This window comes from Ruegeria sp. YKSD179 (assembly GCF_059612885.1).
This window is the reverse complement of record NZ_JBXWRL010000037.1, coordinates 1-14,569: the sequence shown is the minus strand read 5'-3', so window position 1 is coordinate 14,569 and position 14,569 is coordinate 1. Positions and strand designations below refer to the sequence as shown.

Sequence of the window (14,569 nt, the reverse complement as noted above, 5' to 3'; positions counted from 1 at the left end):
CTTGAAATTGTCTAGCTGTAAGAGGTGACACAGTTTCGTCGGGTCGCAGCCCAGGAAGCAAGCCAAATACGTAACATTTAGTTACTCGGTGTATTCTGTTTAGCCGGTTATAGTTGCCATGTTTCGAACGGACCCACTCTAAGTTCTCGTAAACAGAAAGCAAAATTGGTTTGTCGATCTGGATTGCTCGGCCCTGAAGCATGGAACGGTGGATCCAAGATTGGCGTAGGAAATGTTCTGTTAAAGGCGCGGCACCATCATGGCTGAGTGCGACGCCCTCGACGGGCTCGCAGACGGCATCCTGAACGACCCGAGGGAATGCCCTTTCGATGTAACCAAGCTCGAATGCAGCGCACAGTCTTCGAACGACCGCCTGTCGCCAGAGAAAGTGGTGACGGCATAGGCCATCCACGAAACTTTGGAAATCTAAGGCAAAGCACATCACGGCACGGGCGTCGGTGCCGAGTCGTTGGGCTTCCTCTTTGGGCGAACACTTTGTACCGGTTAAAACCGGCAGGTAAACTGGATTGTTAAATCATACGAGGTGAGGAAGGTCCTGATATTGCGCTTCTGCAATCTTCAGAAGCCCGTCCGGCAAGTCCATGGCATGATCGCGCTTACGCGGGGGTGGGCGATTGAACTCGGTCAAACCGTTATCATGTTGTATTTCCAACTTTTGGGCCAGCAAATCCCAATACTGGGGCTTTTCGCAAAGGCTCTCATAGCGCACCCAAAGTGCGTCTTTCGGCGCGGTCTTCTGCAGCCACCCGTAGACGGCCAACCATTGGTCGACCCAGTAGGCGAGTGTATCAGTCGCGTACGCCGACTCGCGTCCGACCGCGAAGGCCCGATGATCGCCACCGAACTCGTGATGCACAAGCCATTTCATGTATGAATCGGTAAAAGCATCGGCCTGCTGCAAGGACTTGAAGCGGAGATGCTGTCGCAGCAGTGAAGACGCCTGATCAATGGGATTGCGATACGGGATCAGGATCGTCGCATTTGGAAAAGCTGATCTGATTGTGGATAGCCGCAGTATATTATTGTTATTCTTGCAAAGGTATCGGCTTGTATCTCCCGTACGCAGGACTGAGGCGACGAAACTGCGGTATTTATCGATCAAATCGTGATCCGGGTCGTGCGGCGAAAGGTGCGATGGAGCTATGAAACTGGCGCCAGCGAAGGTTCGCCAGAAAACTTCCTCGAAGCTTTCCGGGCTCTCACTATTAACGATGATGCCGTCTCCATGTGCGCGGGGACCTGAATGCACGACTTTAGATCGCGATTGCCGAATTGATCGCCATAGGTTGGGGGCAAGTACAAAGGGCATATCGGCATAAGTCAGTGACCGGAATTCTCCACTGTCGTGAATACGGCGCATCAGCACGGTCGTACCAGCTCGGGCAAGTCCTGCTACATATACGTGGTGTCCGGCCTCGACCGGATCTGCGCTGAAGAGCATCTGGTCGAGCGCGAAGGCAACCTCACCCACTGAAGGATGAGCGAGGCTCAGGTGATGCAGCAGACGATCAACGGTACCGTAATCAGACATGTCGTAAAATGCAGGGTGTCAAAAGATAAAACATCGTCCCGAGCGCAGTAAAAAGTAGACCCACGGGGTAGAACAGACGGCTCATGAGCTCTGGCAGTAATGGATAGAACAGAAGAATAATGCATAAGGCGGCGGCGCAGATCAGTGCGAGACATGCGAAAAGCGCGGCAATACCTTTCAGACAGCGGACTGCACAGGTCAGCAAGACTTTCTCTTTCCAATGGTCTGAAACGGAAGAGCGCAGCATGACGCGCATTCCCTTCCCGATCGCTTCATTCGTGAAAGAAAAAACCGACCAGAGGGGCATCGATCTTGCCAAGAACCCGGTTACTACCCCTATCAAGGTAAGCGCCGTGAGCTCAGATGCCAAAATTAGGGTCACCCTTGGGGTCCGGTAGCCGTAGGTTTGCGACGGCGCAGAAGCCGTTTCAAAGGATACCAGGCGAGCGCGACAATGGCCATCAGAAGGGCAGCGACAACTCCGAGAACCGCTGTCACGGCGCCAACTCCGAGACCGGGACCAACATAGGCGAATGCTGCAGAAGGGGCCACTGTGACGGTCGCGAGCGCTAGCATAAGGACCACAAACTTTTTCATTACTATGCCTCCAGTTAGCTTTGAATTCAGCTTGGTCGTTCTGAGCATTTCAATCCATAAGTACGGCAACACTGTGATCACATTACGGTTTTCTAATGCAAAAATTCGCTGAATGGCGGCCGATCAGAACCAACATTCAGTGATACCCCTAGGCACAGGACTAAGCCCTTCAGTTACATGTGGGCGGGGTATCAAAGTCAAAGTATCCGTCTGGCAAGAGGTAGGCATCTGCGACATGCAAGGTCGATTTCTTATCCGCGTCGTAGGAATTGATGAAGTCAAAGACGACCTGCCCGTTTGCATCGGCCTCGAAAATACGGCCTTGATGCGCGCTGACCGCGATCAGCCCGCCCGCTGGCAACCGCTGATGCATTCCGTTGAAAGCACTGAAAAAATTGTAGTCCTCGCCATCGAGAAGCACCTCTGTTTCATATGTGGCCGGGTCGATGGCAATTATGGTCGAGAAATCACCGACACCGCGCTCATTGTTGGAATAAACGCTGATGCGACCGTCCACGTTCCAATCTGGGTCATGCTGCCGGTCCCACGGGCCGATACGCCACCATCGAATCTTCGCACTATCAGGGTCAACGACGAACACGAGATTTGGCACACGGTAACTTATCAGCAGATCACCAGGTGAGAACATCGGGAACTTGTCGGCCAGGTTCATGGGCAACGCTTCGATATCATTGCCGTGAACGCGGTCCCAAACGTCGGGTTGGCGTTGCAGATCAAAGATATGGATATGGCGATTCTGACGCCGGACCTCGCCCATATCAACGCGCTGCAGCACTTCTCCGCTTTCACTGTCAATCCTTGTCAATATATGATCAAAATCACCCTGATTGCCTTCGAATGTCCAGAATCCACCATTATCGTCCGGGCTGACCGTATGGTGGTAGACCCCCTCAAGGGCCCATTTACGGCGTCCGCACCAGTCAACGCTGATGATGCCGCCGCCGTCTTCTTGCATTGTAAAGATGATCGAACCGTCAGGCCTGAGGTTCACCCCATACATGTTTTTACGGTTGGCCGGCACACGCGATGTCGGGAGTTCGTCCGTGCTCAACTCCCAGGTCTGGACAAGTTTTCCGTCAGGCCCGATCAGGACGGCACCCCAGAATGTTTGGTCGAAATCGAATGCTCCGAACAGAATGCGATATCCACGAGGAGCGGCATCGGAAATGTAAATCAGGGGCTGGTCCCGGCGCTTGTTTAAACCCGGAACGGCAAGTTCGCGATACGTGAATCCCGTCGCTGTGTGATCGAACTCGTGTGTCCAGCGGCTTGGCGATAAGCCGATATCATTCGCCAGTTTGTCGAAAGGCGAGGAATCTTCCCCCAGTCCACCAGTGATAAACGTCCGAATTTCCGAATAAATGGAGTAGGGAAAAATACGTAATTGGAGCATCGCCACTCCCCATGCAAAACCGACGACAAAGATCAGCCATGACACCGCAAGTCGTACAGAAATCATAGATAGCTCCTCAGATAAAAACCATTTTGCCGGATCGCTCAGGGGTTTATGCTTGGGTAATTCTGGGTGATAGACAAGCTCGGCCGATCACCGAGTATTAATCAGTTTCTTGCTGATGCGATGATGCGCCAGTTTCGCGCGCCTACCAGAGTTTTATCGGCGTGAAGTCCGCGATTTACGACAATAAACAATGAGAAAGTGTGCCTGTTTAGTTATCTGCAAAACCGCATCAGAAGTCAGGTCCTTTGGATTCCCCCTCGAATTCTGTTGATGTCCCATCAGGAAGTGTACTCGGGTCAACTTGTTACATCTTAGAGAAATCAAGCTTCTAAATTCCGATCAAAGCTTCTACATCGTGCGGAACCTGTCGCCTGTCAGGTAATTTCACGATGTCGAGGTTTTTCTGCGTACGGCCCGCTTCAATCTCTTCCTAAATTACCTTGGCTGCTCCCTTTCCAACCCCCTTACCGCTAATCTATCATCAAACATTCTCGCAAGGTAATATTCACGCTACCAAGGAGCCTGTTCGTTACTGTTTGCCTTAAGAGAAAACTGTGTGAGGCCCGCTTCTTGCTAAATGACTCTCACCTTGACTTAGCGGCAAAGGCGACAAACCTCCATCTTTGCTACAGTTCCAAAGCGTCCTCGGTCGACTGAAAAAATGTCGAAACGGGAAGTAGTATAAATCCGGAAATTAAGCCGGATTTGCCTCTTGATGACAATGGCCCCGCAGAAGCCACTTTGGGCTCACAGCAATCTTTTGTCAGAATCGGCGTGAGAGGCTGTTATGCGGACAAAGCCACCCAATGTAGATCCAGCGATTTTTTGGCTGCCCGCTTGGTCAAATTCTTATAACCGCTCGCGATGCAATCGAGCCTTTTCCTGACAACGGTCGTTTTTTGATCTGGTGTCGGATGTTTCAACTTCAACCAAAGCTGTCGAAAGAAGCAAGCGACGGTTCTTTATCCTGCACACTTAGAAAGTGCTGTTGCTGTTATCGACCTCAGAACTGTAGAAGACATCTACTGGCTATTCGAATGCCACTCGGATGTGCATGAGCACGTCAATTTGATGACCCATTCCAGACGCACGGGTAAAAAGGTGAGAAGTATGAATTCCAACTTTGCGTCCTATCCAAGCCTAAAAGGAAAAACCGTTTTTGTTACAGGCGGCGCTTCAGGTATCGGAGCAGAAATCGTTTCAGCATTCGCCGTACAGGGATGTCGCGTCGGCTTTCTCGACATGGATAAGGATTCCAGCGAAAATATCGTCAAAACAATAGCTGGAGAACTGGCGTACCAAACGTGCGATCTGCGCGATATCGATGCACTGCGCGCTGGTCTTGGCGAACTCAGATCAAGAATTGGGCCTGCCGATGTGCTTGTTAACAATGCCGCGCGGGACGATCGGCATGACTGGTCCGATGTAATACCCGATTATTGGGATGAGCGTATGAATACCAACTTGCGGCACATGTTTTTTGCAATTCAGGCGGTAGCCCCAGACATGATTTCCGCCGGGGGAGGCGCAATTATCAACATGGGATCAAACTCTTGGTGGGAAGCTGGCGGAGGGTTTCCGGCCTACGCAACAGCCAAAGCTGCCGTGCATGGGCTGACGCGGACAATGGCGCGGGACCTCGGCCCGCACCGCATCCGCGTAAACACCGTTGTGCCCGGTTGGATCATGACAGAGAGGCAAAAGGCACTCTGGGCAACACCAGAAGCTTTGGAAAAACAGCGCGAGCGACAATGCCTGCCTGACTTGATCGATCCTGTTTATGTGGCCCGTATGGTAGTTTTCCTCGCGTCAGACGATGCTGCGATGTGTTCGGCGAACAACTACATGGTGGAGGGCGGATCGATCTAAAATGACATAGCTTAGCATGGCGACGCTCGGGGAGCCGCTATGGGCAGGTTAAAATCTGGAATTGAGCACTCAGAATGGCGGTCAAAGCAGCGCAACAACCCATGGCCCCAAAAAAAACGCCCGATTTCGCCTGGATTATAGAAAGTCCTCGCAAAAGCGAGCAGGTTGGAGTCGAGGAAGGCGAAACCTTTGGTGAGTTTAATACGCGTGTACGAGAGTACGCTTTTGTTGACGACACTTTATGATTTCAGGTTAATTAAATTGTATCTCGCTGCGCATACCGGATTCGGCGTATTGAATTAGGCAAAAAAACGTTTTCTGTAAAAACGTGTGAGATGTTGAAAATCAAAAGCCAAAAACACGGTAATTTATGGCCCGTAGAAAACCAACAAAACTTTTTCAGATCAATTTTGGTGTCCGCACTTACCCGATACTTACTGCGCTGATGATATTTGTTCTAGTTGCGTCCTGCGGTCGCACACCTGACTTAATCGGTGTGGATAATCCCAAACTTCCGACCGCAACTATTGCCGACGCGAGTCGTCAGAAAATCTTCATTATGACGACCAGAGAAGCATCGGATGTTGTAGACGTTTTTTACAACGATGAACGCGCGCCAGAGGTGGGATTGGCTTCTGTAGTCGTATCTATTCCACCAATTCATGTTCCTGGGCAGTTGGAGGCACCGAAACGGCTGCCTCCCGATCCTAGAAAAGAATTCGCAGTAATCGACCCGGTTGTTTACGAAACCGATTCAGCATTTGTGAAGGATATAAATCGAGAGCTTTCGAAACGCGCACCTGTAGACAGAACAATTATGTTCTTTGTTCACGGATACAACAATACAACAAGCGAAGCGGTGCTTCGCATGGCGCAGTTTGTAGAGGACACAAATTTCAATGGTATACCTATACTTTTCACTTGGGCCTCAGGAGCTAAGCCCGCAAAGTACGTTTATGATTTGAACAGCGCTTTGGTGGCCAGAGAAAAGCTAAAGCCGACATTTGAAATCGTGGCAAGAACGAACGCTCGCACGGTTGATATATTCGCGCATTCCATGGGTTCGCTGTTGGTAATGGAAGGAATCGTTCAGGCGGACTTAAGTGGCCGGTTTAATCGCACCGGTCGTTTAGGTTCAGTAGTTTTAGCTTCGCCGGACATAGATATTGATTTATTTCGTTCGCAACTAAGGCAAATAGAAACGGACTTCTCTCGTATTTTCGTGTTGGTTGCCAAAGATGATCGAATTCTCAGAATTTCTCGTACATTGTCGGGCGGCGTAGAACGTGTTGGGTCGTCTGATTTGGCCCAATTGAAAGATTTGGGCGTTGTGGTCATCGACCTTAGCCAAGTCGATGACTCTGCGGCAGGAAGCCACACAAAATTTGCTGGATCTCCGGAATTAGTGCAGCTCATAGGCAGAGGGTTGAAGGCTCGCCAGCTCAACCCTGATGTCCCTGCAGGCAGTCTTGGCGGTATGTTGGCCGGCGTTCCAATCAGAATTATTGCGGATTGACTTCCTTACACTTCCAAATCGGCGAAAGCACGTGTGTTTATTTGCGCCTCGTCGAAAGAAGCTCTTTACCCGAAGAAGCTATGGTCTTTACCCAATTCAAGGCTTTGGCACTCCTAACCTTATGGATGTTGAATAGTTATCGCTTAACCCCTCTGCTAAGGCACGTTCCGTAATATCTCCAAGTCGGTACAAATCCTCGATAGAAAAATCGGTGTTCAGCACACCCATTTCGTAGAGGTAATTTGGGAAATAGCCGTTGACGATTATGCGAAAGTCAATTGGTAATTTTATTCCGACATGACGCGCCAGCAATACAACAGAACGAGAGCAGTTCGTAAAAACGGAGTTGAACCAGTGTGGGTTCTCTGCAACTTCATTTGCAGCTGCCACGAAGGCTTCTAGCAGACGAGTGTCACCTGGATTTCGATCAACCCTAAACAGTTGTACGCGTTCTTTCCGGATGTTTGAGCGCAGACCCACAACATCGCGTTCTTCGGCGGCGATCACAGAAATAGTATGTGCCTTAAAGAAGTCTGCGACAGGAGAAAACGTGCTGTCGATTTCACGACGAACTTCGACGGACCAAGTTAAGTAGTCCCCGTTCGCAAAGCCGAAACTCAGCATAAAATGCGCCATTTCTGGCCCAGCCCAATACGACATGAATAAATCGGTGCTTGTGATCTGAGACAGATCATATGTTCGCGTCACCCAACGTTTATCAAAATCACCTTCTGTTCGCCAATTGAAGGCCCGTACGTTTTGGAGAGTCAGGATATCACCATTGATTATTCCTGTTACTTGTCGTTCCACTTCTGGATCCCAATTTCCGTCAGACGGAGGGACAAGTGAATTCCACCAAACGTTAACTGCAATTAAAGCGGCTACAAACGCCGCAAAAAATCGCCAACGCATCGATGTGAAGAATGCAACAAGCGTGCCAATTCCAAACGCGGCGAAACTTGCGGCGAAGCCCAGGACCATAAGCTCGGACCCAGGCAGCTTGTACCACAGCGCCAGCGTGCCCCAAAGAACTGCATAGGCGAAAATAAGAAAGAGAAGTGCGAGCAGTAGAAATCGGAAAATTCGGATCATGTGAAACAATACGGATCCTCGTCTAGGTAAGTAAATTGTCTAGAACAGGCTTTTTCGGCTGTTAAACCAAAATAATCATGGAATCTTTGAAACCAATCTTGACAGCAAACCCCGAAAAGCAGCTTTTGCCGGCGGGGTGGCTTTGGGCTCGGTGCAGGTTCAATGAAGACCGTCGCACACAATGCCAGTCATCAGATGGTCCTGTCAGACGAATTCGAACTTAGCTCTGTTAGGCCAGTGACGCTGTCCTTTATGGCGCACCAAGTTCGCGCCACTCGGCAAGAACGGCGGTGCGTGTCAGTTTGAAGGTGTCTCGGCTGGTTAGCGATCTTTCCTGGTTGAAGTGGCTGTAAACGGAGGAATGGACGGATACGAATTTCTGTAAACTTAGCATACGCCTGAAACGCTGCATGGCGCGTTCTCGTCGTCGGAATGGCAGGTGCGAGTTCTCTACGCGATTGTTGAGCCACCTACCCGTCCTTTGTTTTTCGAGCGATCCCATTTCTCTAAGTGCAGCCTTGTAGGGAGCGAACCGATCTGTGACGATCTCTTCGGCGCAACCGTGCCGCTTCATCAATTTCCGGAGGAATTTCAGTGCTGCAGCCTTATTTCGGCGCTTCGTGACAACCGCTTCCAGCACTTCGCCTTCATGATCGACAGCCCGCCAAAGATAGTGCCGCTTGCCATTGACCTTCACGAAAACCTCGTCGAAGTGTCACTTGCATTTCGAGAATGCACGAAGTTGCTGGACCCGTTTGCGTCTAATCTCAGAAGCAAACATTGGGCCGAACCTGTTCCACCAGAATCGGACGGTTTCGTGGCTGACATCGATCCCGCGTTCGTGAAGTAAGTCTTCGGCATTTCGAAGCGAAAGCGGAAATCGGACATAAAGCATCACGGCCAGGCGGATGATCTCGGGACTGGTTTTGAAGTACTTGAAGGAGGCAGGTTTGGTCATTCTCCAACGCTACGCAAACCCCCTGCCCCGCTCTAGCAAAGTTCTTCTGACAAGACTCTGCCACCTGCGTCAACAGATTTTTGCAATCGGATGCAGAAATCGCGGAATGGCCGGGCCGAATCAAAAATTAAGACCCGAGACCGGACTCGACACCCTTTGTTTATTTCTGCAAGGTTTCGCGAAATAGAGGTGCACTGATGACCAAAAAGACAACCAAAGATCTGCGCTCGGCGCGGTGGTTTGCGCCGGATGACTTGCGTTCGATGGGACATCGCTCCCGTGCCCGCCAGATGGGGTTGTGCGATGAAGACTGGGAGGGCAAACCGGTTATCGCGATACTGAATACCTGGTCCGACCTATCCCCGTGTCACCACCACTTACGCGACCGGGCCGAATGGGTGAAACGCGGTGTGTTGCAGGCTGGCGGGATGCCGGTAGAGTTGCCGGTCATGGACTTTGCTGAGCAATTTTTGAAACCGACATCAATGCTTTACCGAAATCTGGGTGCGATGGAGGTGGAAGAAGCCTTAAGGTCGCATCCGGTGGATGGGGCCGTCTTGATGGGGGGCTGTGACAAATCTACACCGGCCTTGGTCATGGGGGCAGTTTCCATGGGGCTGCCTTTCATTTTCCTGCCAGCGGGCGCCATGCTGCGCGGCAATTATGCCGGGGAGAAGTTGGGGTCAGGCACCGACACTTGGAAGTATTGGGACGAACGGCGCGCAGGCAACATTTCAAAGGAAGATTGGCATGGAATAGAAAGTGGCATCGCGCGAAGTTACGGCACCTGCATGACGATGGGAACCGCCGCCACAATGATGTCAATCGCCGATGGCTGGGGACTGACATTGCCCGGCGCTTCCTCCATCCCTGCGCCTGATGCTGGCCATAAACGCATGGCCGCTGCCTGTGGTCGTCGGATCGTCGACATGGTGTGGGAGGATCTGACCCCTGACAAAATCATGACACCTGCCAGCACCCGAAACGCGGTGATGGTGGCAATGGCCACAGGGTGTTCAACCAATGCAATCATCCACCTGATCGCAATGGCGCGGCGTGCAGGCGTGCCGCTGACGTTGGAAGATTTGGACGAGGTCGGGCGTTCGACCCCGGTCATCGCCAATATCCGTCCTTCCGGGTCCGATTACTTGATGGAAGATTTCTTCTATGCGGGTGGTTTGCAGGCGTTGATGCGCGAACTGAGTGAGAAGCTGGATTTATCCGTGACAACCGTTACTGGAAAAACTCTGGGGGAAGGCATTAAAGGCGCTCGCAACTATCATCCCGATGTTATTCGCCCCCTGTCCAATCCTGTTTATCATGAGGGTTCGCTGGCAGTGCTTAAGGGAAACCTAGCCCCGGACGGCGCAGTTATTAAACCTGCCGCGATGGATCCGAAATTCATGACCCATTCCGGCCCGGCGATAGTTGCAGACAGCTATCCCGAGCTGAAGTCAATCATAGAAGACCCGAACTATCCAATGTCGCCGGATCAGGTATTGATCCTGCGCAACGCTGGACCGCAAGGTGGTCCTGGAATGCCGGAATGGGGCATGATTCCGATGCCGCAAGCCCTGCTGAATCAGGGTCATCGCGACATGGTCCGCCTATCGGACGCTCGCATGTCTGGCACATCCTTTGGAGCGTGCATCCTCCACGTAGCACCAGAAGCGTTTGTTGGCGGCCCGCTGGCGCTCGTCGAATCTGGTGACATCATAGAGTTGGATGTGCCGAACCGCTCGTTGAACCTGAAAGTTCCCGACGACGAGCTCGACCGCCGCCGCGCCGCATGGACGCCGCACGAACCTCGATATGAACGTGGATACGGCTGGTTGTTTTCGCGACACATTGAACAGGCGGACAAAGGATGTGACTTCGACTTCCTCAGGCGCAATTTCGGAGGGCCGGTGCCGGAACCGGACATATTCTAGTTCGCGCACTCTGTGGCGTCTTGGCTGGTTCGCCTCGATTTCCAACAGCATCAAAGGACGCGCAATGCGATCGGAAAGACCTTGAACTATTTTTTCTGGCTGGGACGAAACCAAAGTCACGGGGCTTCGAAAAACCAAGCGCAATGAAAAGTTTGTCCGCATAGCTGGCGTCGGGACATGACACCGAACGACCGCTTTCCGACCATCCTGTCCAATACTGCGCTTGAGACGGACGTCCCAGTTGGGCTCAGAGCTGCCGATCCCAGCAGTGTGCATGATTAGCTGGTTGGCAGACCAAACCTGTCCTTCGCAACAAAGTCGCCGCTCGCCGACAAGCGATTCAAACAGAGCTTCAAGGCCGAGATTTCGTTGAGTGTCGATGCTCCACAGAATTGATCAAGCGGGTTTAATCAATGTTCCCAGATATTCTCGAGTGTCGGCGTCCCACGAGCTGGGATCTTCTCCGTGTGCGACCACCGCGTGCAGTTCCATGAGTTTCCATACTTCGTCCTTGGTCGCTGCAACCACTTTTCCAGGGCAGGCTTCCATGCCCTCGCAATCCTTGCAGGCATATGAATAGGCAATGTCCATCGTATTCTCCTCCTATTGCGCAAGAAAGCTATTCAGAACTCAGGAAACGTCGGCAGCCCATCGTCAAGTTTTATCCATGGCTGCTGATGTGAAACAAAAATATGGGCTTTGGGTTGTGCAATCGATGGGTCATCCAACGTCACAGCAGAAAACCACGCGTCAGCGCTCCAGTCTTGGCCCTCAACTTCATTTAGGGCGGCATAGGTCAACGTCGTTCCACAGTCACGACAAAACCCGCGGCGAATACCCGGAGTTTTCTCAACGTATTGGATTTCGCCTTTGATAACTGCGAAGTCTTCGGCGGCTACCTTAGCCCAAGTTACAAAGGCGCCGCCAAGAGCCATTTGGCATGAACGGCAATGGCAATGACCCGACCACCCCGGTGGGTTTGCTATCTGGTATCGAACAGCTCCACAGTAACATCCACCTTGAAGTTTTTCCATCGTAACAAACTCTCATGACTTGCGGCTAGGTTGACATCGATAACGAAGCGTCTGCTCTCATATTTCATAATCCCAAAACAGATTTCACCGTGAATAATGTCAAGAATGCCGATATCATGCGACTCAAATAGTCTAACTAAACATTAGAAAATCTACTGTATGGATTGGTTGCACCTTCCCCCGATGAACGCTTTGCGCGCTTTCTCAGCGGTTGCGGAAGCTGGAAGTTACACCGTGGCGGCTGAACGCTTGAACGTGACCCAAGCGGCAGTCAGTCAACAGGTGAAATCGTTGGAGAAGCATTTGGGTGTAGCTCTCGTTTCCAGACGTGGGCGCAGCATTGAATTGACAGAACCAGGCATCATTCTTGCACGCGAACTGGGTATCGGCTTTGAAATTATCGGAAGGGGTGTCGAACGACTGGCGGAACATGCAGCGCACCGTCCCGTTCAAGTAACTATGTCTCCGGCGTTCGCAGTGGAGTGGCTATTGCCGAGAATGGCAGAGTTTCAACGCCAGCACCCAGAGATCACTCTAATGCTGAACCCAACCTCGGAGCTGGTACAGATACTCCCGGGTGGTATCGATGTCGCCATTCGGTATCGCGATAGACGCATGCCAAGAAAAGAGGAAGACACTGTCCTTGTCTCGGACATGGTCGTAATTGGTGCGCCTTCATTGGTGGGAGGCCAAGACCTACGTGATCCGGCCTCTCTAACGAAATTGCCCTGGTTACAGGAACTGGGCACTAACGAAGCGGCTGACTGGTTTACCTATCACGGGGTCGTTCCTGCCGAGCCATTGACCATTAACCACATGCCGGGGAACCTGATCATGACCGCAGTTCGCCGGGGTGACGGTATCACGTATTCTGCCAGAGCTTTTTTTGAAGAAGATTTGTCATCTGGTCGGATGATTGAATTGTTCTCTGAGCCACTCTTCGGCGTCTACTACATCCAGACGCAGGCAGAATTTCAGCGTCCCGAGGCTAAGGTGTTCGTCAACTGGCTTATTTCTCAGTCTCAAGTTGTATCCGCGCACAGTTCTCAAAAATTGATCTAGTCAAAGTTGCAAATCTTCGATCCAAGCTAGGCTTGATGCTGTCGTTCACCTTGTTTGTTTGAATTGGAAATCAGGTGATTGACTACGTACTCCGCGTCCTCGCCCACGCCGTAAAACAGGCCTGACCCTTGTGTATGCATCCAATGAAGTCCGCAGAAGTATAGGCCTGCTATTTCCGTAATACCTCGCTCATATTGGGGATAGCCACTCTCATCGAAGACTGGCAAGTCGATCCATCCAAAATCGCGGTGAAACCCTGTTGCGTATATGACGGTCGAGATATTCGCCGCAGCCAAGTCGAAGAATGGTGATTCAGGTTTGGGCTGCCAGTTAGTCGGGACAACAACTTCCTTAGGATCATCAAATCCATTCTCCGCAACGAACTTGTCGATGCTCTCCATCTCCGCGTTACACACATCGTCCACTGCTTTGAGTGTCTCTTCAAGCCCGCCCGCCAGAGCCAGGCACCCGCCTTGAACACCCTCAACCTTGCTGTGTAACTTGATCCCGCTCAGCGCCATCTGGCGCAGATCAATTGTACGACCACCCTCGCGTCCAGAGAGATGTGGATGGGCTTTAAACCGGATAGCAGTTCCTTTGGGATGATCTTTTACCGGCATGTTCATGTACCCGGTCGCCAAGTCCCATTCAAAAATGTCGCGACCCCTATAGCGACGTGGGATGCGGCCCGCACTGCCCACCGCAAGATGTACATCGCGACCGCATGAATGCAGGTCCTCAGCGACCTGACACCCTGATTGGCCACTGCCAATGATGAACACCGCACCGTCCGGAAGGTTCGCAGAGTTGCGATAGTCGCATGTATGTATGCCCGTAACTCCTAAAGGTAAGTCGCAGTGCCAATTTGGTATGTTCGGGAGTTGATGAGTGCCAACGGTGACTATTAAGTTCTGAGCTCTGAGTAAGCCGTCCGATGTGGTCAACTCGAACCGGCCCGGTCCCGAACTGGCTTGAATACTAGTCACCTCTACACCCGTTCGATAAGGCGGATGAAAACTTCTTGCGTAGTCTTCGATGTAGTTAACGATCTCATCGCGGAGCATGAAACCATCAGGATCATCCCCTTCGTAAGGGAAACCCGGAAGTCGGCAGAGTTTGTTAGGAGAGACAAGACAGAACGAATCCCAACGTTTACGCCATGTATCGCCAATCTGCCCGCGGTCCAAAACAACGTGATCAAGACCAGCCTGTTTTAGATGCCAGCTGACGGAAAGACCAGCTTGCCCGCCTCCTACAACTACAGTTTCAATCAGGGTGTACATAACAGCAAACCTCTCTATGAAACCCTATCGGCGACAGCTAGTTGCTTCAACGTATCAATGTCCGCTCTGGGCTCAGAGTGGTCGTTCGCTGCGCGGCGACATGAGCGACCGCTCTGCAGATGGTGTGGATGGCTCCTGCTCCATCGGCGTCGCGATGCGCCATAGTGCAGGTGATGTCATCAGCGAGAGAGGAGC

12 protein-coding genes and 1 pseudogene are annotated in these 14,569 nt (G+C 51.7%); 5 read left to right on the top strand and 8 right to left on the bottom strand.

Annotated features, from left to right (window positions below; translation table 11 throughout):
* Positions 1-259 precede the first annotated feature (259 nt).
* Positions 260-403 (top strand): tannase/feruloyl esterase family alpha/beta hydrolase, encoded by a 144-nt coding sequence (locus tag AC2FNE_RS16590; RefSeq protein ID WP_170482454.1) that lies wholly within the window; start codon positions 260-262, stop codon positions 401-403.
* A gap of 132 nt (positions 404-535) precedes the next feature.
* Here the strand turns inward: AC2FNE_RS16590 and AC2FNE_RS16585 are convergent, their stop codons facing one another.
* From AC2FNE_RS16585 to AC2FNE_RS16575, 3 genes are all read right to left on the bottom strand, one after another.
* On the bottom strand, positions 536-1,552 hold the full coding sequence (locus AC2FNE_RS16585; RefSeq protein ID WP_170608837.1) for a sulfotransferase: 1,017 nt from the start codon (positions 1,550-1,552) through the stop codon (positions 536-538).
* Positions 1,553-1,930: 378 nt separating this feature from the next.
* The gene (locus AC2FNE_RS16580) at positions 1,931-2,149 is read right to left on the bottom strand and encodes a hypothetical protein (RefSeq protein ID WP_170482463.1); all 219 of its coding nucleotides are present in this window, start codon (positions 2,147-2,149) and stop codon (positions 1,931-1,933) included.
* Positions 2,150-2,318: 169 nt separating this feature from the next.
* Complete coding sequence (locus AC2FNE_RS16575; RefSeq protein ID WP_170608839.1) at positions 2,319-3,629, bottom strand: arylsulfotransferase family protein; 1,311 nt, start codon at positions 3,627-3,629, stop codon at positions 2,319-2,321.
* A gap of 1,110 nt (positions 3,630-4,739) precedes the next feature.
* Between AC2FNE_RS16575 and AC2FNE_RS16570 the strand changes: the two genes are divergently transcribed.
* Together AC2FNE_RS16570 and AC2FNE_RS16565 are read left to right on the top strand one after the other, a co-directional pair.
* A complete protein-coding gene (locus AC2FNE_RS16570) occupies positions 4,740-5,498 on the top strand; it encodes an SDR family NAD(P)-dependent oxidoreductase (protein WP_170482468.1) in 759 nt (252 codons plus the stop codon).
* Between the two features lie 370 nt (positions 5,499-5,868).
* Entirely contained in the window at positions 5,869-7,014 is a 1,146-nt protein-coding gene (locus tag AC2FNE_RS16565; RefSeq protein WP_170482471.1) for an alpha/beta hydrolase, read from the top strand.
* A gap of 96 nt (positions 7,015-7,110) precedes the next feature.
* Here AC2FNE_RS16565 and AC2FNE_RS16560 read toward each other — a convergent pair whose 3' ends face one another.
* Positions 7,111-8,106 (bottom strand): lipoprotein N-acyltransferase Lnb domain-containing protein, encoded by a 996-nt coding sequence (locus AC2FNE_RS16560; protein ID WP_496805822.1) that lies wholly within the window; start codon positions 8,104-8,106, stop codon positions 7,111-7,113.
* Positions 8,107-8,356: 250 nt separating this feature from the next.
* Positions 8,357-9,064: pseudogene (locus AC2FNE_RS16555) on the bottom strand (IS6 family transposase).
* 197 nt (positions 9,065-9,261) lie between these two features.
* On the opposite strand from AC2FNE_RS16555, the gene araD reads away from it, so the two are divergent.
* On the top strand, positions 9,262-10,995 hold the full coding sequence (gene araD, locus AC2FNE_RS16550) for an L-arabinonate dehydratase (protein WP_496805821.1): 1,734 nt from the start codon (positions 9,262-9,264) through the stop codon (positions 10,993-10,995).
* 396 nt (positions 10,996-11,391) lie between these two features.
* On the opposite strand, the gene AC2FNE_RS16545 is transcribed toward araD, so the two are convergent.
* Both AC2FNE_RS16545 and AC2FNE_RS16540 read right to left on the bottom strand, forming a co-directional pair.
* A complete protein-coding gene (locus tag AC2FNE_RS16545) occupies positions 11,392-11,586 on the bottom strand; it encodes a DUF1059 domain-containing protein (RefSeq protein WP_170482033.1) in 195 nt (64 codons plus the stop codon).
* Between the two features lie 32 nt (positions 11,587-11,618).
* Positions 11,619-12,029, bottom strand: a complete 411-nt coding sequence (locus AC2FNE_RS16540; RefSeq protein WP_496805820.1) for a GFA family protein — start codon at positions 12,027-12,029, stop codon at positions 11,619-11,621.
* Between the two features lie 159 nt (positions 12,030-12,188).
* Between AC2FNE_RS16540 and AC2FNE_RS16535 the strand changes: the two genes are divergently transcribed.
* Positions 12,189-13,091, top strand: a complete 903-nt coding sequence (locus tag AC2FNE_RS16535; protein ID WP_170608954.1) for a LysR family transcriptional regulator — start codon at positions 12,189-12,191, stop codon at positions 13,089-13,091.
* 26 nt (positions 13,092-13,117) lie between these two features.
* On the opposite strand, the gene AC2FNE_RS16530 is transcribed toward AC2FNE_RS16535, so the two are convergent.
* On the bottom strand, positions 13,118-14,374 hold the full coding sequence (locus tag AC2FNE_RS16530) for a flavin-containing monooxygenase (protein WP_496805819.1): 1,257 nt from the start codon (positions 14,372-14,374) through the stop codon (positions 13,118-13,120).
* Between the last annotated feature and the right edge of the window lie 195 nt (positions 14,375-14,569).